Source organism: Cobetia sp. 5-11-6-3 (assembly GCF_013374055.1).
Lineage (GTDB): Bacteria > Pseudomonadota > Gammaproteobacteria > Pseudomonadales > Halomonadaceae > Cobetia > Cobetia marina.
On record NZ_BLWJ01000004.1, the window covers coordinates 88,546 to 114,571 of the forward strand.

17 protein-coding genes are annotated in these 26,026 nt (G+C 61.8%); 5 read left to right on the plus strand and 12 right to left on the minus strand.

Annotated elements, in window-relative coordinates; genetic code table 11:
- Positions 1 to 432 precede the first annotated feature (432 nt).
- The 3 genes from HXS66_RS08475 (at position 433) to HXS66_RS08485 (ending at position 8,202) form a co-directional block, all read left to right on the plus strand.
- Entirely contained in the window at positions 433 to 1,572 is a 1,140-nt protein-coding gene (locus HXS66_RS08475; protein WP_176503292.1) for a hypothetical protein, read from the plus strand.
- Between the two features lie 187 nt (positions 1,573 to 1,759).
- Entirely contained in the window at positions 1,760 to 3,841 is a 2,082-nt protein-coding gene (locus HXS66_RS08480) for an autotransporter assembly complex family protein (RefSeq protein WP_176503293.1), read from the plus strand.
- A 173-nt stretch (positions 3,842 to 4,014) separates the two neighbouring features.
- On the plus strand, positions 4,015 to 8,202 hold the full coding sequence (locus HXS66_RS08485) for a translocation/assembly module TamB domain-containing protein (RefSeq protein ID WP_176503294.1): 4,188 nt from the start codon (positions 4,015 to 4,017) through the stop codon (positions 8,200 to 8,202).
- Between the two features lie 177 nt (positions 8,203 to 8,379).
- Here the strand turns inward: HXS66_RS08485 and HXS66_RS08490 are convergent, their stop codons facing one another.
- A complete protein-coding gene (locus HXS66_RS08490) occupies positions 8,380 to 8,856 on the minus strand; it encodes a YchJ family protein (protein WP_176503295.1) in 477 nt (158 codons plus the stop codon).
- A gap of 49 nt (positions 8,857 to 8,905) precedes the next feature.
- On the opposite strand from HXS66_RS08490, the gene msrA reads away from it, so the two are divergent.
- Positions 8,906 to 9,544 carry a peptide-methionine (S)-S-oxide reductase MsrA gene (msrA, locus tag HXS66_RS08495; RefSeq protein WP_176503296.1) on the plus strand — a complete coding sequence of 213 codons (639 nt, stop codon included), beginning with the start codon at positions 8,906 to 8,908 and terminating at the stop codon, positions 9,542 to 9,544.
- 149 nt (positions 9,545 to 9,693) lie between these two features.
- Here msrA and HXS66_RS08500 read toward each other — a convergent pair whose 3' ends face one another.
- The 11 genes from HXS66_RS08500 to can form a co-directional block, all read right to left on the minus strand.
- Positions 9,694 to 10,914 carry an MFS transporter gene (locus HXS66_RS08500; protein ID WP_176503297.1) on the minus strand — a complete coding sequence of 407 codons (1,221 nt, stop codon included), beginning with the start codon at positions 10,912 to 10,914 and terminating at the stop codon, positions 9,694 to 9,696.
- Positions 10,915 to 11,141: 227 nt separating this feature from the next.
- On the minus strand, positions 11,142 to 12,308 hold the full coding sequence (locus HXS66_RS08505) for a dicarboxylate/amino acid:cation symporter (protein ID WP_176503298.1): 1,167 nt from the start codon (positions 12,306 to 12,308) through the stop codon (positions 11,142 to 11,144).
- A 243-nt stretch (positions 12,309 to 12,551) separates the two neighbouring features.
- Positions 12,552 to 13,610, minus strand: coding sequence for a hydrolase (locus HXS66_RS08510; protein ID WP_077376448.1), 1,059 nt, complete (start codon positions 13,608 to 13,610; stop codon positions 12,552 to 12,554).
- Positions 13,611 to 13,798: 188 nt separating this feature from the next.
- On the minus strand, positions 13,799 to 15,163 hold the full coding sequence (gene pepQ / locus HXS66_RS08515; protein ID WP_176503299.1) for a Xaa-Pro dipeptidase: 1,365 nt from the start codon (positions 15,161 to 15,163) through the stop codon (positions 13,799 to 13,801).
- A gap of 53 nt (positions 15,164 to 15,216) precedes the next feature.
- Entirely contained in the window at positions 15,217 to 16,143 is a 927-nt protein-coding gene (locus tag HXS66_RS08520; protein ID WP_077376443.1) for a LysR family transcriptional regulator, read from the minus strand.
- 378 nt (positions 16,144 to 16,521) lie between these two features.
- A complete protein-coding gene (locus HXS66_RS08525) occupies positions 16,522 to 17,589 on the minus strand; it encodes an ABC transporter ATP-binding protein (protein WP_077376441.1) in 1,068 nt (355 codons plus the stop codon).
- A complete protein-coding gene (locus HXS66_RS08530; RefSeq protein WP_136937816.1) occupies positions 17,586 to 18,617 on the minus strand; it encodes an ABC transporter ATP-binding protein in 1,032 nt (343 codons plus the stop codon). The genes HXS66_RS08525 and HXS66_RS08530 overlap by 4 nt, the downstream gene beginning before the upstream one ends.
- Before the next feature lie 20 nt (positions 18,618 to 18,637).
- The gene (locus tag HXS66_RS08535) at positions 18,638 to 19,618 is read right to left on the minus strand and encodes an ABC transporter permease (protein WP_077376435.1); all 981 of its coding nucleotides are present in this window, start codon (positions 19,616 to 19,618) and stop codon (positions 18,638 to 18,640) included.
- Entirely contained in the window at positions 19,615 to 20,661 is a 1,047-nt protein-coding gene (locus HXS66_RS08540; RefSeq protein ID WP_077376432.1) for an ABC transporter permease, read from the minus strand. Before HXS66_RS08540 ends, HXS66_RS08535 begins: the two co-directional genes overlap by 4 nt.
- 324 nt (positions 20,662 to 20,985) lie before the next feature.
- Positions 20,986 to 22,581 (minus strand): ABC transporter substrate-binding protein, encoded by a 1,596-nt coding sequence (locus HXS66_RS08545; protein WP_136937815.1) that lies wholly within the window; start codon positions 22,579 to 22,581, stop codon positions 20,986 to 20,988.
- 735 nt (positions 22,582 to 23,316) lie between these two features.
- Positions 23,317 to 23,973: a carbonate dehydratase gene (gene can / locus HXS66_RS08550; protein WP_176503300.1), complete on the minus strand. Its 657-nt coding sequence runs from the start codon at positions 23,971 to 23,973 to the stop codon at positions 23,317 to 23,319.
- 278 nt (positions 23,974 to 24,251) lie between these two features.
- Here can and gorA point away from each other — a divergent pair, with 278 nt between their 5' ends.
- Positions 24,252 to 25,640: a glutathione-disulfide reductase gene (gene gorA, locus HXS66_RS08555; protein ID WP_254696484.1), complete on the plus strand. Its 1,389-nt coding sequence runs from the start codon at positions 24,252 to 24,254 to the stop codon at positions 25,638 to 25,640.
- Positions 25,641 to 26,026: the final 386 nt, after the last annotated feature.

Sequence of the window (26,026 nt, forward strand, 5' to 3'; positions counted from 1 at the left end):
CCTTGTGAATCCAGATAGCTACGAAGCCAGAGGCTGCGAGAGTCGCAGTGCTTTGCACTATAGCACTCGTGTTCCTGCAGGCCAACGCCGCCGGGACCTGCTGGCGGGAAAGCACCGAAGGATGTCGGTGAGCGATGTCAGGCATCCCGGGCGACGTCGCCGTCTGGCGGGAAGGTACAGTGCGGTTACATGAGCGGGACCGCGGGCCGTGCTGCCGGGGAACCTGATGAGATGGCCGGGGTCTGCTGTTAGACTCGGCAGAGCCGGCAACTGAAAACCGGCCAGTCAATCAGCGGGATACGGGCGTTTTCCCTCCAGGTGTCGCATGAGGCTCGAGCCTTGCCGCGGATGATGCCGACGCCTGTCGCTGGAACCTTGAGTCGATGTGCCAGTCATGGAGCCAGTATGCGGCAGGACACTACGGAACCTTCGATGGACAATTCCCGGGAGGAATCACTGATAGCACGGCGTGATGAAGCGCTGGCCCGTCATCCTGATGCAGCCCCGCCCCCGCGTCGTTGGCCGCTGTGGGTGTGCGTGCTGGCACTGGGAGGAGTGATCGCCTGGCAGCAATGGCAATTGCAGCAGCTTCAGGACATGCGAGGCCAGCAGAGTGATCAGCTGAGTCGTCAGATCTCGGGACTCAAGGGCGATGTCGAGAACGACGCCCGGCTGCTGGGGGATGTGGATGAGCGGCTTGCCCAGCTCACCACGCGGGTGGACGAGTCGCTGAGTGCGCGCATCGACGGCCTCACGCAGACCGATGAATCCCTTGCCGACAGCCTCGCTGAACAGCAGGCCGCCTGGCGGGAGCGTCTTGCCGCGCTCTCGGACACGCTGACGGCATCGCAGGACGCGCAGGCGAGTCGTCTCGCAGCGCTTGCCGAGTCCACCGAGGCCCAGCTCGAAGGACTACGCCAGGCGGGTGACAACCGCACCACCTTGCTGAGTGCCTTGCAGGGCTCCGTCAGTGCCCTTGAGTCCTTGAGCCGGGATGGGCGTGCGACGCTCAAGGCACGCCTAGATGCACAGGCTGACACCCTGGCCCATCTCGAGACCGAGCTCAAGGCAGTCGAGCAAGCGCAGCAGCAGTCGCTGCCCCGACTCGAGCAACGCCTGAGCGATCAGTCCAGCCGCCTGGATCAGCAGGCCGCGCAGCTTGAGCGTCTCGCCTCGCAGTGGGACGCCCTCAGGCAAGCGCAGGATGAGGCGACGACAGAGGATCGCCAGACAAGCTCGCAGGCGCTGACGGCCTTCAAGCAGTCCCAGCAGGAGGCGTTGGACGCGTTGCGTCGCAAGCTCGAGCAGCAGCAGGCGTCCCTGACGGGGTTGGTGGACTCCCGGCTCGCGCCGTTGAGCAAGACCCAGACGTCGCTGTCTTCCCAGCTGGGGGAGCTGCGACGCCAGCAGACAGCGCTCAGCGCCGGGCTGGAAGCCCTGGATGAGGCATCCCCGCAGGACGAGCAGCTGCGCTCCCTGGATGCCAGCCGTCGGCAGTTGAGTGGCCGCGTGGCGTCCATGTTGAGTCAGCTGTCCCGGTTGGAGCAGCGAGTCGCGCGCCTGGAGCGCTGAGCAGTGATGGAATCCTGGAGGGTCACGTACCCGTGAAGGACACGAACCTCCCCGAACCGGCCTGCGGCAGATGACATATGGTCAGTAACAGTGATGGACAGTACTCGCATGAGTACCTAACAAGGGACGTGCAATGAGTGGCGACAAGAATGGGAGAGCGGGTTCGCTCGAGCCTCGAGGCAAGGTGTTGAGCAACGACGCTGCACGCCGCTATCTGCGCTGGAGCAAGCCGCTGGTCCTGTGCACCGGCCTGCTGCTGGCACCACAGGCATTGGCGCTGGATGCTACGGTGAAAGGCCTGAAAGGTGCCGCTGCCACCAACGTGGTCAATTATCTGGCGGGGCTGACGTTGGAGGAGGATGTCCCGGCCGAGCGCTACGAGGACGAGATCATCCGGCGCATCCAGGAAGCGCTGCAGGCCTTCGGTTACTACGATGCCCAGATCACTCTCCGCTATCCCGAGAAGGGGTTGCTTGGGGGCGATGATGTGGTGGTGACGGTGGATGCCGGTGAGCCGGTCACCATCGAGACACTGGAGCTGCGACTCGAGGGCGACGCCGCGCGCGACAAGGTCATGAAGAAGGCGCTGGCCGATGCCAACCTCGAGGAAGGCGATGTGCTGCGTCACTCTCGCTACGACAGCCTCAAGTCGACCCTGGCGTCGCTCAGTCTCGAGCGCGGCTATTTCGATACCTCCTTCTCCCAGCAGCGCATCGAGGTGCGCCCCTGGTTGCACTCGGCACGCATCTATCTGGTCATGCAGAGCGGTCAGCGTTACCGCTTCGGCGATATCACCTATCTCAACAGCCAGATAGAGCTGGATCGCGTCAAGGCCATGCAGCCGTTCCAGACGGGGGATTATTACGAAGCCGGCAAGCTGACCCAGTTCAACCAGCGGCTGAGTGAGGCAGGCTGGTTCCGCTCGGCCGCCATCAAGCCACAGCTCAATCCGGGCGCTGAACTCAAGACCACCAGCCCTGACAGCAAGATCAAGACGCGCAACGTCAAGACAGCCTATGCCGAGGCACAGGGGTATGAGGGGTCATGGCTTGCCGATGTCGAGCGGACTGACGTCGAGCAAGACAGTCAAAAAGGCAGTGAGAAAGACCGTGACACAGAGACGAATCGTCGTGCTGGCGCGTCCTCACGATCAGCCTCGTCGGTGCCTCCCGGGCAGGCGACCTTGGCCGCCGGCGGTGCTGCGAGTGAAGCGGGTACTGATCAAGCCTCCGGCAGCGACACGCCGGTACTGACTGGCGATGCGCTGGAGGCGGCGGTCAAGACGGCCAACGGTCCCATCATTCCCGTGGATATCAGCCTGATTCCCGCCGACCGCCACAAGTTCGAGACGGGCATCGGTTACGCCACGGATGTCGGGCCACGCCTGCAGTTCAGCTGGGAGATGCCGTGGGTCAATCGCTATGGCCATAGCATGACCAACAGCCTGTTCCTCTCCTCACCGGAGCAGACCTTCGAGGGTGAATACCGCATGCCATTGGCTGACCCGCTCAAGGACAGCTATGTGCTGGAGTACGGGGTGGCCATCGTCGACGACGATGATGAGACCAGCAATGAAACGACAGTGCGTTTCGGGCGTGAGTGGAAATTCGACAATGGCTGGCAGCAGAAGATTTACCTGGGCGCGAGCTATGACGACTTCACCATCGCCTCAGATACTGGTCAGGTGTTTCTGCTGTATCCGGGGGTCAGCTGGACGCGGACACGAACTCGTCCCAAGGCCTTCCCCATGTGGGGGGATCGTCAGAAGCTGACAGTAGAGTACGGCAATCAGATCTGGGGATCTGATGAAAACTTCGTGTGGACCCAGTTCGATACCAACTGGATCCGCTCCATCGGCAACAATCACCGTTTCGTGGCGCGTGCCGGTATCGGTAACCTCGATACCGATAACTTCCACGGCATGCCCAACTCCAAGCGCTTCTATGCTGGCGGCGACAGCAGTGTTCGCGGTTACTCCTACGAGAGCCTCTCGCCGGAAGATGATGACGGGGATGATGAAGGCGGGAGTTCCCTGCTGACCAGCAGTCTGGAATATGACTACCGCCTGACCGGTGACTGGTGGGGCGCGGCCTTCTATGACGCTGGCAACGCCTTCGATGGCTGGGATGCCCTGGAGCTCAAGACGGCGGCGGGCATGGGGATTCGCTGGATCTCCCCGGTGGGCCCGATTCGCCTCGATATCGCTCATCCCTTCGATGACGATGACAACGATTATCGCATTCACTTCTCGATCGGGCCGGAGTTCTGATCCGCAGGTCTGATCAGCAGGTCTGTTTCGCAGGTCTGATCAGGGGGCGAGACGGAGTGCCTCCTGAAGCCGGGAAGTGTGATCGCTGTATGGACGCGTGATCGGCTCTCAAGCGCAGCAAGCGCCTGCTCAGTTCTATCAGCTGGGTGGGTGAGCTGATAAAAGATATGGAGATGTTGGAATTGTCTAATCCCTATGTACGTCGGGGCGGCCTGGTCATCCGGTTGCTGATATGGCTGCTCGTGTTCCTGATCGGGCTGACGATGCTGCTGGTCGGGGGCGTGTTGTCTCCGTGGGGCACAGGGCTCGTGCTCGATCAGGCACGCTCACGTGGCTTCATCGATTATTCGCAGGCCTCAGGCTCACCGCTGGAAGCGCTGTCACTCAAGGACGTCTCGCTGGACCTGCCGGGACTGGCCGTCACTGCCGATTCCCTGTCGCTGGCCTGGGGCGAGGACTGTCTGCTCCAGGGCAAGCTGTGTCTCGAGTCGCTTGAGTCCAGCGGGCTCGCCATCACCCTGAGTGATAGCGGTGCCAGCGAGGAGCCTGAGCCAGAGAGCGGTGAGAGTCTCAACGTGCCCATCGTGGTGCCGATTCCCATCGAGGTGCGCAAGGTCGCCATTGATGACTTCGCCCTGGCGCTGGCGGATGGCAGTCGCGTCACCTTCGATCACTTCCATACCTCGGCCGCGCTATCGGTGAGTACGCTGACGCTGGGCGAGACACGCTTGATCACCAGTCGTTTCATTCCGGCTGATGCCATCGCGGCTCAAGCGACGTCTGACACTGTGAGTCTCGAGGGGGTGAGCCTCACGCCTGAGGCGCAGCAAGCGGCGAGCGCAGTGGTCAACGCTCAGAGGGTGGCGCCACAAGCCGAGAGCGCCGCCAGGGCCATCTCCAATAAGGCCATCTCGAACAAGGCCATCACGGATGATGCCGCAGAGCCGGCTGGCAAGACTGCAGACAAGACCTCAGATGAGACAGCGCAGGCCGGGCGCATCGCCTTGCCGGAGGTCTATATTCCGCTGACCATCGAGGTCCCTGATCTGGCCATTGAAGACTTTGCGCTCAAAGGGCCGAGCCCGTATGAGGTCAGCCGTCTGTCGCTGGCGCTCAAGGCGGAAGGGCATGACATCACGCTCTCGCGTCTCGAGGTCGACTCGCGTGACGTGAATGCCGATCTCGTGGCGCAGGTCACGCTCAAGGACGAGTATCCCCTGAGCGCCACGCTCAATGCCGAGACCCTGATCGACCCCGTGCGTCATGAAAGGCTCCGCCTGTCGCTTGAAGGCTCGCTGGCGGATCTTGAGGCCTCTCTCAAGGCCGACGGACCACTGGCCGCCGAGCTTGTGGCTAGCGCGGATGTGCTGGACAGTGATTTGCCCTTCGAGGCGCGTCTGAGCGCCAAACGGATCACCTGGCCCTTTGCTGCCGTCGCTGATGCCTCTGATAACGCCTCCGCGGATGCGCAGAAAGGCGCTCAGACAGCGACGCAAGCCAACGCTGGCAAGAACAAGACGGCCTCCGCTGGCGCTGCCTCCTTCACGCCTGACTATCTCGTCGAGAATCTGGCACTGGTCGCCAAGGGCTCACTGTCAGGCTATACGACCACGCTGGATGCCATCATCGAGGGCCGTGACATTCCGCGTGCCACCGTGTCATTGGCAGGCGACGGCGATCTCGAGCATTACCGTTGGCAGCCGCTCAAGATCGCGCTCAAGCGGGGCTCCGCGACGACCCGCGGCGAGATCCAGTGGAAGGAAGGACTCCGGGTCGTGGCCCAGCTGGCGCTCGACAAGCTGCATCCCGAGGATCTGCTGCCGGCCCCGACCGGTGGAGGGCAGAAAGCCGTGCGCGGTGAGCTGAGCGGCAATCTCGCGGCCAGCTTCCATCAGCCACTGCAAGGCCCGTGGGCCGTCGATGTCAGCAAGCTGGATATCCATGGCACCTTGCTCGAGCGGCCGCTCACGCTGACCGGCAAGCTTTCAGGCAATGCCGACATGCAGTGGAACGTCGACGCGCTGGAGCTGCGCCAGGGGCAGAACCGCCTGAGCGCCAACGGCAAGATTGCCAAGACCATCACGCTTGCCGCCAATATCGATTTCCCGGCGCTCTCGACCCTGATGCCGGATGTCGCGGGTGAGCTCAAGGGCAAGATCGATGCCACGGGCACCCTCGACAAGCCGCGACTGGCGAGTAACTTCACGGGACGACGCCTGCAGATCGGGGAGAATCGTATCTCCGACATGGCGCTGTCCGCCGGGGTCGATGCCCGCAAGCGTGGTGTGGATGACCCGGCACTGGATATCGCCCTCAACGCCGACGGCGTTCGGGCTGGCGGACAGCAGATCGCGACGGTCGCGCTGACGCTGGGGGGCTTCCTGAGCGACCACACCTTGCAGTTCGATACCGAGATGGCCGGCGAGATGCCATTGTCACGTCTGGGATTGACCCTCAAGGGCGGGCTCGACAAGGCGCGTGAGCATTATCGCGGTGCGCTGTCTCCGCTGACGGCGAATACCGACTTCGGTGACTTCAACTTCGACACGCCGGCACGCTTCGATGCCAATCTCGCCAAGGGCAGCGTGCTGGTGCAGCCGTTCTGTCTGAGTCGGGAACAGGGGGGGCAGATCTGTGTCGCTGAGCCCTTGAGTGCGGGCAATGACGGCCAGGCCGTGGTGACGCTCGAGGGGATTCCCCTGGACATGGCCCAGAGCGCCATGCCGGAGAGCTGGACCATCGGTGGTGCCACGGGCGGCAAGATCACGGCAAGCTGGAAGCAGGGTGGCCAACGCTGGAATGCGGATGCGGAGCTGGCAGGCAAGTTGACACTGGCCGGGGAAGACGCCGATGGCAATGCCTGGTCGCTGCCGGAAACCACCTTGCAACTGGCGTTGGAGGCCACGCCCGAGAAGGCTGATCTCGATACCCAGATTCGCCTCGACAGTGCTGGCGGCATCGGGCTCACCGTGTCGGTCCTCGACCCGGCGGGCGCAGGTCAGCTGGATGGCTCGCTGGCCATTCGCGACATCGATCTCTCACCGTATCGTCCGCTGGTGGCGGGCATGACTCAGCTGGAGGGCAAGCTGGCGGGTGACGTCAAGGTCGGCGGCAATCTGAGCCTGCCGTCGTTGACCGGCCCGATCGCGCTGACCGGCGTCAAGGTACAGGGTGAGGGGCTGCCGGTGTCGCTGTCGGATGCCCAGTTCACCGTCGACTTCGATGGCAACAGTGCCGATATCGATGGGTATCTGGTGGGCAATGATGCGCGCTGGGGTATCGATGGCGAGGCGGCCTGGCCGACCCTGGATGACTGGACGGCGGCAGTGAATCTCGACGGTGCGAAGAATCCGCTCGAGCTCAATATCGCCGGGATCGGGCGCATGCGCGTCGCACCGGATCTCGAGATCAATGCCAGCCCCACGCTGCTCAAACTGCGAGGTGACGTCAATGTGCCGTGGACACGCATCGAAGTGGATCAGGTGCCGCCGTCTGCCGTGTCACCCTCCAGTGACACCATCATCATCGAGCGTCCCAGTGATGAGGACACCTCCAACCCGGCTGAGCTGGCGGATGGCAGCGATACCGCCAAGGCGCTCAATGAGGCCGGCATGGCGCTGGATGTGAGGATCGGCATCCATATCGGGCCAGATGCTCGCCTGGAGGCGATGGGGCTCAAGACCAGGCTCAGAGGCGATCTCGATGTGCGTCAGTCCAAGGGCGGCGTGCAGGTCTTCGGTGAGGTCAATCTCGTCGACGGGACCTACAAGAGCTTCGGGCAGGACCTGCAGATCAGCAAGGGGCAGGTATTGCTGGCCGGTCCGCCCTCGAGTCCGCGTCTGAATATCGAGGCGATCCGTGATCCTGACAACACCGAGGACGACGTGACCGCAGGGGTGCGTGTGACGGGGCTTGCCTCCTCACCCAGCATCGAGATCTTCTCGGACCCGACGATGGATGAGTCATCGGCACTGAGCTATCTGCTGCGCGGCGAAGGCCTGGACAGTGATACCAGCAGTGACAGTGCGGTCACGTCCGCCTTGATCGGCATGTCGCTGGCGCAAAGTGGTCAGGTGGTCGGACAGATCGGCGAAACCTTCGGCGTGAGGGATCTGAGTCTGGACAGTTCCGGTAGCGGGGATGATAGCCAGGTGGTGGTCAGCGGCTATATCGCCCCGGATCTGAAGCTCAGTTACGGCGTCGGGCTGTTCTCGCCGATCGCGGAGCTGACGCTGCGCTACAAGCTGTTCCGCAATCTGTATGCCGAAGCGGTGTCCGGTACGGCGCAGGCCGTGGATCTGCTCTACAGCTTCTCATTGGGTCGCAGTGAGCTGGCGCCCAGAGTCGGCAAGGACAGATGACACGCCAGGCCAATTGATTGCCACAGATTCAGCCCCCATCGATAGCGTCGGTGGGGGCTGTTTCGTTTTGCAGGGCGTTTTTCAGGATTGTTTTGCAGGGCGCGTCTTGCAGGGCTTGCAGGGCTTATGCCCGAGATCGTGATCGTGCGCGTCAGCACCAGGCGCTGACGGTCAGCGTCATGCCGTGCAGCAACGCTTGATCTTCTTGCCGCTGCCACAGGGACACAGGCTGTTGCGCCCTGGCGTCAATGTCTGCCACTCGGCATCACCGTCGACATAACGCCAGTGATGGCCATCATGATGAAAGCGGCTAAGTTCCTGCAATCGTTGGAACTTTCCCTGCTCGAAGAAGGTGGCGTGAAAGCGTACCATGCCGGTATCGGCATCTTGTCCGCTGTCCAGAATCTCCAACGCCAGCCATTGCGGGCCAGCACCTTCCAGGTCGGCGCGTGCTGGGCAATGTGCCGCGTCCCAGCTGTCGATGAGGAAGTCGCTCAGCGAGAGGCAGAAGGCACTGTAGCGGGCGCGCATCAATTGCTCAGGGCGTTCGGCGAGGGTGATGTCCGCATGAATCGGCTGACAGCAATCGACGTAGCGTCGTGCCTCAGCGGTGTTGGGCTGGCAGGGGCAGATCTTGGGGGGCAGAGATGACATCATTGAACCTATACACGATTGCACGACGCGACACAGGAGAGAGTCCGCCATGTGGAAGACGCAAGACAAGCAGGCCATTCCCTCGGCAGAAGATGCCTTGCCGGGGCGCGAACAGCCGCTGCAGATAATGGGTACCCATCACGTCAATGGGCGCTCGATTGTACCTCCCTATCCCCAGGGATGTGAGGAGATCGTGCTGGGACTGGGATGTTTCTGGGGCGCGGAGCGTCTGTTCTGGCAGCTGCCGGGCGTCGTGGTGACGGCCGTCGGGTATGCTGGCGGCCATACGCCGAACCCGACCTACGAGGAGACCTGTACCGGCAAGACCGGACACACCGAAGTGGTACGTGTGGTGTTCGATCCGACGGTCATCGGTCTGCCGGAAATCCTGCGTGCCAGCTTCGAAGCGCACGACCCGACGCAAGGCATGCGTCAGGGCAATGACATCGGCAGCCAGTATCGCAGTGCGATCTACTACGTCGATGACGCGCAGCGTGAGATCGTCGAGAAAAGCCTGGCGGATTATCAGCAGGCGCTCAATCAGTCCGGTCTGGGACGGATCACCACCGAGGTCGCTCCGCTCGAGACATTCTATTACGCGGAAGATTTCCATCAGCAGTATCTTGCCAAGAATCCGGGCGGCTATTGTGGCCTGAAGGGCACGGGGATCAGCTGCCCGATCGGCTAGCTGGCGGGCGGCGAGCGCATGAACGGTCTGCCCTGATTGCGCTGCCCTGAAGAAACGCGAAAGCCTCATGGTGACCGTCAGCACGACGCCTGCCATGAGGCTTTCTGGTTGCTGGGTCCGCCTGCTGGGCGACGGCCGATCGCCCGGTCTCAGTCCGTCGTGGGGGAGGCCTCATCCTGGCTACCTGAGCGACTCACTAGCAGCCATGCCAGTGCCACGAGCGGCAAGGCGCCACCGATCGCCATGATGCCATTCCAGCCGAGATGGGCGTAGATCAGACTGGTCAGCGCCGAGCCGATCGCACCGCCGACGAAGATGCTGGTCATGTAGATGGCATTCAGGCGGCCACGGCTCTCGGGGTCGAGGGAATAGATGGCGCGCTGGCCGAGGACCATGTTGGTCTGTACCGCGAAATCGAGCAGCAATCCCGTCACGGCCAGTGCAACGACCTGTAGAGTCATCGGCATCAGCCCCGTCGCGAAGCTGGCACTGGCGAGTACCAGGGCGCCTACGGTGGCAATCGAGGTGTGGCCTGCATCTGCCAGGCGTCCGCTGATCGGGGCGGCGACAGCTCCCAACACCCCCACCAGGGCGAACAGCGCGACCTGCGTCTGCGAAAAGCCGTGTTCGTTGACCAGCTCGAGCGGTACGGCACTCCAGTAGAGACTGAATGCCGCGAACATCAGCCCCTGGTAGAGGGAGCGACGACGCAGTACCGGTTCATCACGCAGCAACTTGCCGAGGGTCTTGAGCAGCGCGGGATAGCTTGAGGTATGGCGTGGCTGGCGGCTGGGGACCACCCGCCATACCACGCCCCCGACCAGCAGCATCAAGGCGGCACCGACGAAGAAGATGCAGCGCCAGCCGAAGTGATCCGCCAGCAGGCTGGAGGCGGGCCGTGCCAGCAGGATGCCCAGCAGCAATCCGCTCATGATGTTGCCGACCACGCGGCCACGGCTCTGTTCCGCAGACAGGTGAGCCGCCAGCGGGATCAGGATCTGCACCGAGACCGAGCTGACACCGATCAGCAATGACCAGAGCAGAAACGAGGAGGGAGCATCCGCCAGCCCCGCCAGTACCAGACTCGCCGCCGAGATCAGGATCGTGGTGATCAACAGCCGGCGGTTTTCCAGCAGATCGCCCAGCGGTACCAGAAACAGCAGGCCAAGCGCATATCCTCCCTGGGTCAGCGCCACGATGAGACTGGCGCTGCTTTCTGACAGTCCGATGTCGCCCGCGATCATGTTGATGATCGGCTGCGAGTAATAGACATTGGCGACGATCGCGCCGCAGCAGAAGGCAAACAGCATCACCAGGGCGCTGCTGATGCCGTCGCTGGGGGTCGAGGAAGAGGTGTCGGAGGGAGTCATGCGTGATTGCCCCGTGTCATGAATGAAATCCATCATCGTCACGGGGAAGGTGAATCCCCATGGCCGCGTCGAAAGAACAGCTCTGACATGCGGTCAAGGGGACGCGACCATAAGGGCTGGATGGCGCAACTCTGGATTCCAGTCGGTCATGGCGTCAGCCAGCACCGATGTCACCGGGCAGGCGGCCTGACCTTCTGCTTGAGGCGATGCCGCCCGTCGTCTCGGCTTCAGCGATACCGCTGGCGATCCTGTTCGGCTTCGGCGAAGCGATCGATCCACTGTACCAGCGCACCGTCACCCGCCACATTGCAGGCGGTGCCGAAGCTGTCCTGCGCCAGATAGAGCGCCATCATCAGGCCGACGGCGGCAGCATCGAACCCCAGCAGACTCTGGAGCACTCCGACCGATGTCATCGCGGCGCCGCCAGGCGAGCCCGGCGCAGCGATGATGGTAACCCCGAGTGCGGCAATGAACGGCAACAACGACATCAGGTCGGGCTGTGGCAATGCCGGCGTCACCAGGATGACTCCGATGGCGCAGATGGTCAGCGTGATGGCGCTGCCACACATGTGGATCGTGGCAAGCAGCGGAATGGCAAAGCTCGAGACCGAGGGCGAGATATGATTCAGGCGCGTCTGGCGCACGGTCACGGGGATCGTCGCGGCGGATGACATGGTGCCGGCGGCAGTGAAGTAGGCTGGCAACATGTTGCGTAGCGCCACCAGTGGTACACGGCCGGTACTCATGCCACTGGCAAGGTAGAGAAGACTCAGCCACAGCCAGTGCAGGGTCAGCGCGAGAATCAGGATCATGCCGAAGCTTTTCAGCGTGTTGGCCACCGTGCCGGCGATGGTCATCTCGCAGAACAGTCCGGCGATATAGAAGGGCAATGCCGGTATCAGTGCCTTGGCGATGAAGCGCTCGACGATGTCACGACCACCGTCGGCAAGATTGCGCAGGCCATCATGGCCGGTGGCGGAGATACCGATCCCGAACAGGAAAGCCGTGACCAGTGCAGTGCTGATGTCGGTCAAGGGGGGGATGTCCAGCGCGAAATAAGGTTGGAGCACCATCGGGTGACTGGCGGGCATCTGGGTGTGGCTCACGATATGTGGCACCAGTTCGAGACCCACCACCGCCGACATCAATCCGGCCAGCGTGGTAGAGGCATATGCCAGCACCATGGTCAGTGCCAGCAGCCGCCCGGAGGAGCGCTCGAGACGTGCGATGCCGCTCATGATGAAGAACAGGATGATCAACGGGATGGCATACTCCAGCAGCTCGCCGAACAGCACCTTGAAGGTGAGCAGGCTTCGCACGAGGATGTCCGGGGCCCATTGACCCAGCAGTACACCGGCGACGATGCCGAGTACCAGACGAAAAATGAGGTTCATTATCAGACCAATAGCCTAGGTATCAGGCGCGCAGTCTACCATCCTCGTGGCATCGCGACAGTGCAATCCTCCTTCTCTCCATATACCGTTATCTTGATGTTGATTGCCTTTACGGAAAGATCAGCGTCTTCGGGCCGGAAGACGTCTGTAAATCTGACCCGCGGAGATCTCCGCGGGCTCGCCCCACGATACATACCGTCAGTCACGCGGCAGGTGCTCGAACGAGGCGGCAGGCAACGTCAGTTACAGCGTTTCCTGCTGAACACTGTGACGCTGACGGGAGTGTGACAATGCTGACCAATCCGTGAGCTGGCGCGTGATTCTGCGTGCCAGCCAGGACGACAGGCGACCGCGCCGCCACTCGATGAAGCCCACATGCCCGCCGCGTTCGCTCAACTCGATCCGCACCGCTTCAGAGGGCTGCGGAAACCGCGAGAACAGATCACGAGGCATGAAGGGATCGTCCAGCGACTGCAATATCAGGGTCGGTAGCTCGATGTCTCGCAACAGCCGGCCGGCCGAGGCACGGGAGTAGTAGTCACTGGCCGAGGAAAACCCATGCAAGGGCGCCGTGACTTCGTTGTCATAGGCCCAGAAGCTGTTCAACTGCGTCAGCTGGTGTGCACCGATGGAGATGGGCAGCGGCCCGTTGGCCAGCTTGGCGGCCACCTTGGCTTTCATGCTCTTGAGCAGATGTCGCTGATAGAGTCGCGAGCTGCCCTGATTCAGCACATCCGAGCTTGCCGCGAGATCCAGTGGTGCGCTGATCGCGATCGCCCCGGCGAGGTCCAGCCCATCTCCGCCTTGTTCCGCCACCAGCTTGAGCAGCATATTGGCCCCAAGAGATACGCCACAGGCCACCTTGAGGGCATGAGGGTAACGCCTGCCCATCTCCCCCAGAACCCAGTAGGCATCCGCCGTGTCACCACTGTGGTAGGCCCGCGGCAGTCGGTTGGGCGATTGTCCGCATCCCCGGAAATGCATCAGCACGGGCCGCCACCCCAGACGCGCTGCCGCATTGAGCAGATCCCGAGCGTAGGGTGACTCCAGATTGCCTTCCAGGCCATGGAACAGCACGAACAGCGGGGCGTCATCGGACAGTTCAACTTCCCGTTCGCGACGGCTGTTGCCATCACTGGTCACCCAGGAGAGTTCGACGAAATCACCGTCCGGCAGGTTGAGTATCTCGGTGCGGCGAGACAGCGGGGCGCGAGGCAGCAGGCGGGGCAGCAAGGTCTGGACATGGCGATTGCGCAACCCCAGAGCGGGCCGGAACTCGGAGGTGAAGATCGAATGAGGCATGACGCTGACTCCAGAGACAGGAAATCCCGAGCAGGGGCATCGCGCGCCACATGCCAGGATTTCCTGACTTCCATTCAGTGATTCTTTACGTCTGATACCAGGGCTGGCTGCATCATTTCATTATCCATCGGTCACTGCTAGTTGCACTGCAGCATGATGCGCCGTCGTCGGTCAGGTCACTGCGCTGCTCACAATCCGGTGTCGGGGCTGCGCGTCAGGTTCTCGGCGCCATCGGCGGTGATGACCAGATTGTCCTCGATTCTGACACCGCCATGAGGCGCCAGGGCGTCTACCAGTGACCAGTTGATCGCCTCGCCCCGTGCATCGTTGCGCAGTGGCTCGAGAAGCATGGGAATGATGTAGCATCCCGGCTCGATGGTGAGGGCCATGCCGGTCTCGAGTACGCGGGTCAGGCGCAGCATCGGGTGACCTTCCGGAGGGTGACGCACCTCACCGCTGGTGTGATCCGGAATTCGACCCGCGACATCATGCACCTGTAGCCCCAGCAGGTGCCCGAGACCATGCGGACAGAAGGCGGCGGTGATGCCTTGTGCGACCTGCTCCTCGGCAGGCAGGGAAACCACGCCCAGTTCACGCAGCAGCTCCCCCAGCTCACGATGCATTTCCAGGTGAAGCTCGACGTAATCGACCCCGGGCGCCAGTCTGGCGATCAGGCGCTTCTGGAGTGCCTCCACGCCCTCGATCAGTGAGCGGTAAAGGGGCAGCGCGTCATCACCCGCCCAGCTGCGGGTGATATCGGAGGCATAGCCGTGCACGCTGGCACCGGCATCCACCAGCAGGCTGCGGCGGGAATCAGGCGTCTTCAGGCCATAGTGCTGGTAATGCAGTACCGCGGCATGTTCGTTGAGGCCGACGATATTGCCGTAGGGCACATCGGATTCGCGTTGGCGGGACGCGCCGAGATATGCCAGCTGGATATCGAGTTCCGCACCGCCTTCCATGAAGGTCCGCCGGGCAGCCAGGTGGCCACGGGCAGCGCGCAGGCTGGCCTCTCTCAGACAGGCGATCTCGAATTCGCTCTTGCAGACGCGCCCCTCGTCCAGCTGACGGACAAGCCCGAGCGGATTGGGCAGCGCCCCAAGCTCGCTGACCACCTCCGGCTGAAGCTCGGCGATCTCACCCACCAGCGCCACGCGGCCCTCGGGACGCTTCGGCAGTGTCGGCTTGCGTAGATGCACGATCTCGAAGCACGCAGCCCAGGGGGCGATGTCAGGCGTCGGCAACGTGGGCGACAGGTGCCAGAAATCATCGGGGGCATACAGATAGAGCGTCGGACGCTCACCCGGTCGAACCAGCAGCCAGCTATCGCTCAGGCCTGCCATCGGCACCCAGTGAAGGAAGTGAGCATGGGACTTGAAGCTGGCATCCTGGTCATCGGCGAAATGCCGTTTCGGCTTGCCGCTATGCAGCACGATGGCGTCCAGATCATGCTGTTGCATGGCAAGCTCATAGCGCGCCTGCAGCGCCGCCAGATGCGCGCGATGTGCCTCGGCATGGGTCAGTGCGGGGTCATTCAGGCGAGGTTCGAACATCTGTCTTCCTTATGTCAATGTGGTTCAGAGCTGTGCTGTCGCCGGCGAGTCCTTCAGGTCAGTCCGCCGGACTCCGGTGGCTTGCCAAGCCGCGACCATAGCTCACTGACGCTGGCGTGACGTGGCTCACGCGGGCGATAGAGTCGAATATGCAGTGGCAGATCCCAGCGTTCATCTCCGGCGCGCACCAGTTGCCCGCTGGCCATCTCCGCGGCCGCCAGACGCTGTGGCAACCAGCCGATGCCGTAGCCCTGCAGCACCAGTGCCTTGATGTTGGCTGCCTGGATGTTCTCGTTCATGGTCACCAGGTGTGCCTGGACGGGCACCTGAGCCAGGTGAGCCGTCAACGAGGTCGCGATGACGGCGCGGGGGTGAGGACTGATGAACGGCAAGGGATTGCGACGCGTGCCCGGCAGGGGGTGAAGCGGGCTGCCATCCGCCTGGGGCGCACATAGCGGGATGAAGCACTCCTCACCGACCACCAGGTATTGGTAGCTGTCCAGTTCAAAGCCGAGATCCACACGTGCCTGAGGCCAGTAACACATGGCCAGATCACACTCGCCGCGATCCAGACCATGAAAGTAATCCGCCGCCAGCCAGCCCGTCGCACGCAGATAGGGAAACACCTGCTCCCGCAGCTGGTGCTGATCCAGCCATTCGGGCAGGAAATGTGATACCAGCGATTGCGGCGCACCGAGCGAGATCTTGCTGGCCTGCTGCTGGGCCATGTCCTGCAGACGTTCACGCGTGATGCGTACCCGCTCGGTAATCTGCTCGCACAGCTGGAGAAACTCATCCCCGGCAGGGGTGAGTGACAGTGGCAAGGTCTGACGATTGATCAATGTGGTGCCCATCTCCTCTTCCAGCAGTTTGATACGGCGAGAAAAGGTGGGCTGAGAGACATTCTGTGCATCGGCTGCCCGTGAAAAGTGACGGGTCTGAGCCAGAACGATGAAGTCTTCGAGCCAGCGTATTTCCATGGATTCGGTGTGCCTCGTCGGCCTGTCAACAGGCCATGTCAGGAGGTCGGGCGCACATCTCTGCGGACGTGTCACACCAGGGTATCTTGCGGGGAGGTCAATGGCGCCATGCCCGGCAGCGTTCATCGTGACGATTCGCTACCGGGCGGATTGACCCCTTGGTCAATATCGGATCTGCGAGATGTTGCCCTAGACCGAGAGTGGGATGCAATCGTCGATCCGTCGATGTCTACCCGAAAGTCCACGCCAGGCATGTCATCAGACGGCAAGGCAGTCGGCTTGCGCCGGCTGCCTTGGAATCGCCATCCGTGCCCCGAGGGCCGGGCCCTGAGGCACGGGGCGACTCACCACGGAGTGGCATCTGGGCAGGTGTCCCGCTCAGTCGATTCTGCCTTCCTCGACGGCATGGCAGGCCACCTGACCACCCTCGATGGCGATCAAGCGCGGGATCTCCCGACGGCAGCGCTCATTGGCATGCGGGCAGCGGCCATGGAAGACGCAGCCCGATGGCAGATTCACCGGGGTCGGCACCTCACCCTCCAAGCGGATGTGATTGGGCTTGTCATCATGCAGGCGCGGTATCGCCGACATCAGTGCCTGGGTGTAGGGATGTCTGGGGCGAGCGAACAGCGAGCGAGTGTCCGCCAGCTCACACAGGGTCCCCAGGTACATCACGGCGACACGTGTCCCGAAGTGCTCTACCACGGCAAGATCGTGGGTGATGAACAGGTAGGTCAGATCCCGCTGTTCCTGCGCATCCATCATCAGATTGAGCACCTGAGCCTGAATCGAGACATCCAGTGCCGAGATCGGCTCATCGGCGACGATGAACTCGGGGTCCACCGCCAGTGCGCGGGCAATCGAGATGCGCTGGCGCTGGCCACCGGAGAACTCGTGGGCATAGCGCTTGCCCCAATCCGGGTCGATCCCCACCGAGCGCATCACCTCCTCGATCTTGTCGCGGATCTCACCATCCTTCAGTGTCGGCTGGTGGAAGCGCAGCGGCTCCTCCAGCGTCTGCTGGATGGTCATGCGGGGATTGAGCGACGCATAGGGGTTCTGGAAGATCATCTGCATGCGACGGCGATAGGGCAGCAGGTCCCTGGGTGCCATGTCATCGATACGTGTCCCGTCGAACCGTATCTCCCCGCCACTGGGCTTGAGCAGTCCCATGACGGTACGTGCGACCGTCGACTTGCCACAGCCGGACTCGCCGACGACACACAACGCCTCGCCACGCTTGACGTCGAGAGTGACGCCATTGATGGCATGCACGTACTCCTGCTTGCGCCGCAGGCGTCCCTTCTCGAAGGTCAGCTGTTCGAGGAAGTCACCGGACAGCGAGAAGCGTTTCTCGAGATCACGGATCTCGACCAGGGTGTCGCCGAGCGCGGCACTTGTCCCGCTGGCGAGACGCTCCTCTGGTGTGAGAATGGCCTGACTCATGCGTTCACCTCCGTTCGGGGAGCCTGGGAGGCATCGGTGACGATCGGGGTCCACGACTCTCCTTTCACCATCGCCTGCACCATGTGACAGGCCACCTTGCAATTGCCGGATGCCACGAAGGCGGGCACCTGCTCATGACAGACATCCGCCGCGAAATCACAGCGCGGATTGAAGGCGCAGCCAGCCGGAATCTTGGTCAGCGTGGGCATCGAGCCGCGAATCTGATTCAGGCGACTACCGGGCGTGGCCATCTGGGGCAGGGCGTTGATCAGCCCCTGGGTATAGGGGTGCTGAGCATCATTGATGATCTCGCGGGTCGGGCCCTGCTCGATCACACGGCCGGCATACATCACCAGGGTGCGCTGGGTCACCTGGCTGACGACACCCAGGTCGTGGGTGATCAGGATCAGCCCGACATTGTGCTTCTCGCACAGCAGCAGCAGCAGCTCCATGATCTCGGCCTGGATGGTCACATCCAGTGCGGTGGTCGGCTCATCGGCGACGATGATGTCCGGGTCCAGCAGCAACGCGATGGCGATGATGATGCGCTGACGCATGCCACCGGACAGCTCGTGCGGGTACTGATCAAGACGCTTTTCCGGTGAGGGAATGAAGACCTGATTGAGCTTGTGCAGGGCGATGGCGCGCGCATCCTTGCTGGAGATGCGGCGGTGCGCCTTCAAGCACTCGATCATCTGTTCGCCGATGGTCAGCACCGGATTCAGCGTCATCATCGGGTCCTGGAAGATCATCGAGATGCGATTGCCGCGAATCGATTGCATCGCCTTGGGCTTCATGGTGTTGAGCACTTCGCCATCGAATTTGATCTCGCCGCCGGCGATGTAGCCGGGCTTGGCGATCAGATTCAGGATGGTGAAGGCGGCGACCGACTTGCCGGCCCCCGACTCGCCCACGATGCCCAGGCGTTCGCCACGTTCCAACGTGAAACTGACGTCACGCAGGGCGCGGACCTCGCCGCCTCGCATGGCGAAGCGGACATCGAGGTGGTTGACTTCAAGTAATGCCATTGTCTTGATTCCTCGCGGCTTCAGCCCTTGTAGAGGCGGGGGTTCATCACGTCACGCAGCCAGTCGCCCAGCAGATTGATCACCAGTACCAGCAGAATCAGCACGCCACCGGGAATCAGCGTGATCCACCAGCTGCCTGACTGCAGATAGTCGAAGCCGGATTTGATCAATGAGCCCAGTGACGGCTGGGTTTCCGGCATGCCGAGGCCGAGGAAGGACAGCGCCGCCTCCGAGATGATCGCGTTGGCGATCTGCACGGTGGAGATGACGAAGATCGGCGACAGGGTATTGGGCAGAATGTGGCGGAACATGATGCGGCGGGAACGGAAGCCCATCACCCGTGCGGCATCGACATATTCCTTGCTCTTCTCCGCCAGCACGGACGCCCTGACGGTGCGCGCATACTGGGGCCATTCCGCCAGCCCGATGATCAGGATCAGCAGGATCAGCGCATAGTCCGAGAAGGCGGCGCCACCGAAGGTCGCCTTGATGATGGCACCCACCACGATGGCCACCATCAGGGTCGAGAACGACAGCTGGATATCCGCCATGCGCATCAGGAAGGCATCGACACGTCCCCCCAGATAGCCCGCCAGCAGCCCGAAGGTCACGCCGAGCAACGCCTGCAGAATCACGGCACCGAAGCCGATCAGCAGCGACACGCGCGTGCCGTACAGAATGGTGGAGAGCAGATCCCGCCCCTGGGCATCGGTGCCCAGCAGGAAGGCCGGATCACCACCCGCCATCCACGCCGGCGGAAGCTCCGAGTTCATGATGTCGATGGTGGCCAGGTCATAGGGGTCCGCCGGGGCGATCCATGGGGCGAGAAAGGCCCCGAGCACCATGGCGATGAAGACCAGCAGGCAGGCCTGGGCCATCCAGTCACGCTTGAAGCTGTAGACCAGATAGGACTCACGGAAGCGCTGCCAGCGTCCGGGCACCGCGATGGAGCTGGTCTTCGGGGTGACGGGCGTATGGGTCTCGGAAGTGGAATGGCTCATGCCGATTTCCCCGCAAGCTTGACGGTGGGGTTGACCAGACCGTAGATCAGGTCGACGAGCGTATTGGTGATCACGAAGATCACGCCGACCATCATCAGGTAGGCCACGATCAGCGGAATGTCGGAGCGGGTGATGGCCTCGAGGAACATCAGGCCCATGCCCGGCCACTGGAAGACGGTCTCGGTCAGGATGGTGTAGGCCACCATGGTGCCGATCTGCACGCCGCCGACGGTGATCACCGGCAGCATGGTGTTCTTCAGTGCGTGCAGGAAGTAGATGCGCTTGAGGCCGATCCCCTTGGCACGTGCGAACTTGATGTAGTCCGACTGCAGGACCTCCATCATCTCGGCGCGAATCAGGCGGATGAACAGCGGCAGCATGATCGAGGCCAGCGAGATGGCCGGCAGTACCAGATGCCAGAGGCCATCGGCGGTGAAGAAGCCGCTGGACCAGGGGCCTGCCACATGGACCAGCTCACCCCGCCCGTAGGAGGGCATGCCGCCATCGGTGGAGAGCATGCCGTTCAGCACACTGCCCCAGGGGGTATCACCGGGGAACCAGTCCACCGTGACGCCGATCGCGAACAGCTGGATCAACACGATGGCGGTCAGGAACACCGGCACCGAGATTCCGATGATCGAGGTGCCCATGAACAGGCGTGACAGCCAGTTGCGTGGGCGGATCGCCGCGAACACGCCGATGGGGGCAGAGAGCAGGATGATGATCAGGCTCGAGGCCATCACCAGTTCCAGCGTGGCGGGCAGGTGCTTGAGTATCACCTCGGTCGCTGGCTGCTTGTAGAAATACGAGGTGCCGAGATCCCCTTGCAGGGCATTGCCGGCAAAACGCAGATATTGGGTGATGAAGGGGTCGTTGAGCCCCATTTCATCGCGCATGACTTCACGCTGGGCTTCTGACACGGCCTGGCCGGTCATCTCGCGCAGCGGGTCGCCCAGGTTGTCCTGAATGGCGAAGCTGATGATGCTGATCACGAACATGACCAGTACGGCGTGCATCAGGCGTTTGATCAGAAAGGCAATCATGGATCGCCACCTTCCTCGTGAACATCACGGTCTCGCGCGCGGCGGCCTGGTCTGGCTGGCCAATCGCGCTGGGTGTCAGGAGTCCCGCCTGTCGCTGGCCTGTCATCGGGCACAGGCTCCCCAACCCATCACCGAGAGGCGATGACCAAGGGGAAGGAACAGGCGGGGGTAAGTCGTCGCCTTCAGCCAAGCAGGGCAACCAGAGAGCTCACGTTGCCTATCTCCGGTTGCCTGACTTGCCTGTCGCGAGGGGTGCGTGGCCAGGAACATGGCACTGGACGATGCAAGACGGTCCAGTGCCTGTCGCTCACTCACGGCGTGGGATCAGTCCTGGTCGATGACCAGATCACCCAGGTACGGGAAGTTCATCACGTTGAGGACCGGCTCGATGTTGACGCCATCACGCGCGCCCCAGGCAAGGTTCTGCCAGTGCAGCGGCACGAAGCCAGCATCGTCGTAGACGGCTTTCTCGGCAGCCTGCAACATCTTGGCGCGCTTCTCGGTGTCGGTCTCCAGGTTGGCCTCGGTGACCATCTTGTCGACGTCCGGGTTGCAGTAGTTGCCGGAATTGTACTGACCGACACCGCTGTCGGCATCCGGGCAGAAGGTCAGGAATTCGAAGAAGTTGGCGCTGTCTTCGGTATCCGAGTGCCAGCCGATCATCATCATGTCGGCCGCACGTGCATCATATTCCGGCCAGTACTGGGCCTTGGGCAGGGTCTTGAGATCTACCGTGATGTTGATCTTGGCCAGCATCGACGCGACGGCCTGAGCGATCTTGGCGTCGTTCACATAGCGGTTGTTGGGCGCCATCATGCTGATCTTGAAGCCATCCTCGTAACCGGCTTCCTTCATCAGCTCCTTGGCCTTGGCCACGTCATAGCGCGGTGTCAGCTCAGGATTGTGGCCCTGATAACCATCCGGCGACATCTGGGCAGCGGGGGTCGCGAAGCCCTTCATCAGCTTCTGGGCGATACCTTCCTGATTGATGGCGTAGTTGACCGCCTGGCGGACACGCTTGTCCTTGAAGGCTTCGACACGTTCCTGGTTCATCTGGAAGGTGATGATGCGGGTGCCGCCCATCTCGACCAGGTGCACGCCATCCTGCTTGCGGATGCGTTCCAGGTCAGTCGGCGGTACCGGCGCGATGAAGTCCATGTCGCCGGAGAGCAGCGCCGCGACACGGGTGGCGTTTTCCTTGATCGGCGTCAGCACGATGTCGTCGACATTGCCCGGGGATTCGGTATCCCAGTAATCCTCGAAGCGCTCGAAGCTGATCTTCACGCCCTGCTGACGGTCAGTGACCTTGTAGGGGCCGGTACCGGACTCGTTGCGTGAGGCGAAGGTGTTGGCGGCCTTGGCGATCTCATCCTTGGCCTTGCCGTCTTCGGTCTCGCCGGAATAGAACTTGCTGTCCATCGGGAAGATGTAGGTGGCGGCATTCAGCACCAGCGGGAAAGGCTTGTCGGTCACCAGATCCACGGTGTAGTCATCCACTGCCTTGACGTCAGTGAACGGTGCGAAGATGGCCTTGAAGTCAGCACTCTTCTTGAGGCGCTCGATGGTCCAGACCACATCCTTGGCGGAGAAATCATTGCCGGAATGGAACTTGACGCCTTCGCGCAGATGGAAGCGCATGGTGTTGTCATCGACACGCTCCCAGCTCTTGGCCAGACGGCCATCGAAGCCCAGATCCTTGTTCCAGCGAATCAGCGGGTCATAGACCATGTGCGACAGCTGCAGAGTGCCGCCGGAGAGTTGCTCGTGGATATCGAGCGTGACCGGGTCTGCGTCGTAGGCCATGCGCAAGGTGACATCTTCGGCCAGGGCTGGTGTCGCCATGGCCAATGTCGCGCTGCCGATCAGCGCGCACAGGGTCTTCTTTTGGAAGAGGGACTGGAAGGCATTCTGACGGGTCATGAGCTTCCCTTTGCTTGTGATGTTTGGTTGTTCTTGTGGCTCTCTTCGCATTGTCTCCCTCAGGGCGACACGCAAGGATGCGCTTTCACAGTAGTGAGACACGCCGCACAGAGACAATCGAAATGTTGACTAGCCAGATTCAGGCCGTGAATAGCGGTGTCGACAAAAGCGCAACACACACGTTGCTGGTGCATCACGAGGCAAGGGCGTCTTGCATGGCGTTCGTTGGACGATGGCAAGTGTCGTTCAGGGCGGTTGGTTAAGTCTCTTGCCTGCGTCACGTGGGGAGAGCGTGACTGGTGATGGCATCCCGACAAAGGGGGTTGAAGAGATATTCTTATTCAATTCAATGGCTTGATGGCGATATGCATCCTGGCTCATCGAAAGGCGGCAAGAGAGTCACGCCATCGTGTCCTCCCGCGAGTCGGGCAAACGATGGAGCCTGTCTTGCGGAGATGACGGCGGGGAAATTCTTGACGAGGCGGCGTTCCCGGACGAGGAATCCGAGATTGCCTGGAAGGAAACGATGAGATGCACCGTTCTGGTGCGAGGCTTGATTCTCGACTAAGGTCTAGTCGTTGTGCGCAGTCTCGCGGGCGTCATACACCCGAAATCAACGCTGCAACGTGACACGCCTCCCGAAAGGAAGGCGTGTGGGTGGCGCACCGCTGACGAGCCGAGAAGCCTCAGGCGTGGAGGCAGAGCAGGGTGCGCCTGCTCACTTACTCATTTCACTTACTCTTTGCTGCCGGCGACAGGCGTCAGGCGGTCAACCCGATAGAGGTTCGGCACCTGGGAGAGACCGCTGATGGTGCACTCCAGGTTGTTGACGCGACCATCCGAGAGGCCATAGACCCAACCGTGGATCTGCAGATTCTGACCGCGCTCCCAGGCACGCTGGAGAATCTTGGTACGCGCCAGGTTCTGTACCTGAGAACGCGCATTCAGCTCACACATGCGGTCGACCTGTTCGTCCAGCGGCAAGTCCTTGAGCTCGGCGTGATGCAGGTTGTAGAGCTCGCGCAGACTGTGCAGCCAATAGTCCACCATGCCGTTGTCCCCGCCGGTGATGGCAGCGCGTACACCACCACAACCGTAATGGCCGACGATCATGATGTGCTCGACCTTGAGGACATCCACGGCGTACTGGATCACTGACAACGCATTCATGTCGTTGTAGTGAATCAGGTTGGCGACGTTGCGGTGAACGAAGACTTCACCCGGCGGGAGATCGATGATCTGGTTGGCGGGGACGCGTGAGTCGGAACAGCCGATCCACAGATAGTCCGGATTCTGCTGGTCGGAGAGTCGCTTGAAGAAGTCAGGATCGCGCTCGGTCATGGACTTGGCCCAGACCTTGTTCTGCTCCAACAGCTTTTCAATATTGCTCATGGCGAGGGGACCACTTATCAGGATGACGGGGCAGGGGAAGATGTTGTACAGACATGCTTGCCGCCGCCAGGCCCTCTGCAATGCAATACGTCAACATCGCAGGCCATCGTGAGCGGCGCATGTTGTAACTTTTGTCTAACATCATTGGTATTTTTACCGCGCGATGACCTGCAGGGTCAACCAGCAGTCACGATGGCGGATGACCGCGGCCCACGTCATGGGGCTGCCGAGGGGCATGACTCCTGATACCATGTGGCCAATTTACCAAGGAGATTCCCGTGTCCGATCAGACCCAACAGCCTGTGACAGGCCAGTTTGACTTCGACCTGTTCGTCATTGGCGCCGGTTCCGGCGGTGTGCGTGCAGCGCGTACTGCCGCAGCCACCGGTGCACGCGTTGCCGTCGCGGAAGATCGCTATCTCGGCGGCACCTGCGTCAACGTGGGTTGCGTGCCGAAGAAGCTCTACTCCTATGCGGCTCACTACCATGATTCCTTCAAGGACAGCGCAGGTTTCGGTTGGAACATCGGCGAGGCTCCCCGGTTTGACTGGGCCACTCTGCGAGATCGCAAGACCGCCGAGATCACGCGCCTGAACGGCATCTACCGCAACATGCTCAACAACTCCGGCACCACGCTGATCGACGGCCGTGCCACGATCGCCGATGCCAACACCGTCGAAGTCAACGGCAAGCGCTATACCGCCGCGAAGATTCTGGTGGCTACCGGTGGCTGGCCTTTCCTGCCGGACTTCCCGGGCCGTGAGCATGCGCTGGATTCCAACCGCATCTTCGATCTCGAGCAGTTCCCCAAGCGCTTCTTCGTCATTGGCGGCGGCTACATCGCCGTCGAGTTCGCCAGCATCTTCAATGGCCTGGGAGCCGAGGCGCATCTGAGCTATCGCGGCGAGCTGTTCCTGCGGGGCTTTGACGATGAAGTGCGTGCCTTCACGCGTGACGAGATGGCCAAGAAGGGCGTCAACCTGCACTTCAACACCACCGTGCAGTCCATCGACAAGCAGGGCGATGTCTATCAGGTCAGCCTCAGCGATGGCCAGGTGCTGGAAGTCGACTGCATTCTCGCCGCGACCGGTCGCAAGCCGAACATCGATGGTCTCGGGCTCGAGAATGTCGATGTCGAGCTGAATGCCGACGGTACCGTGCGCGTCAATGAGCGCTTCGAGACCACCACGCCTTCCATCCTGGCACTCGGTGACATCACCGGCGGGCCGGAACTCACGCCGGTTGCGCTGGAAGAGGCCATGCATCTGGTTCGCGCACACTTCGGTGATGGCGTGGTCGGTGGCCTGGATTACGACACCATCGCGACGGCGGTGTTCTGTCACCCCAACATCGGCACCGTCGGCCTCAGCGAGGAAGCGGCGCGCGAGAAGTTCGACAGCATCCGTGTCTACACCGCCGATTTCCGCCCGATGAAGCACACGCTGTCCGGCAGTGACGAGCGCAGTCTGATGAAGCTGATCGTCGATGATGCAACCGACAAGGTCGTCGGCGTCCACATGGTGGGGGATGAGGCAGGCGAGATCATGCAGGGCATCGGCATTGCCGTACGTGCTGGCTTGACCAAGACCGACTTCGACCTGACGGTCGGTATCCACCCGACCGCTGCCGAAGAATTCGTGACCATGCGCAGCGTGACCCGCACTTGACGCCCCATGCAGGCGACGGTGAGGAAGCTCTGGGCTATTCCATGGGCAGCGTTACCATTCGTTGACACTCGTCAGCGATCGCCAGCTTGAAAAAACGCCTCGCGGCATCACCGCGGGGCGTTTTTTTATGCGCGAAGGGCGCTTGACCAGTGAATTTCTTGTCTGCCAGTTCAGGTCACCACATGATCTTGCCAGCGCATACACCTTTCGTAGCATAAAGCTTTTCCGTTACGTACCAGAGACATCAGCTATGCTAATCTCATCTCAGCGTCGAGCATCCACAAGTTGCTGAAATATCAACCTTGTCATGCAATGCGGTGATCAGGTTGTCACCTTCGCAGTATTCAGCCGGGATGCAAGACGGCAACACCAATAACAAGCCAGCA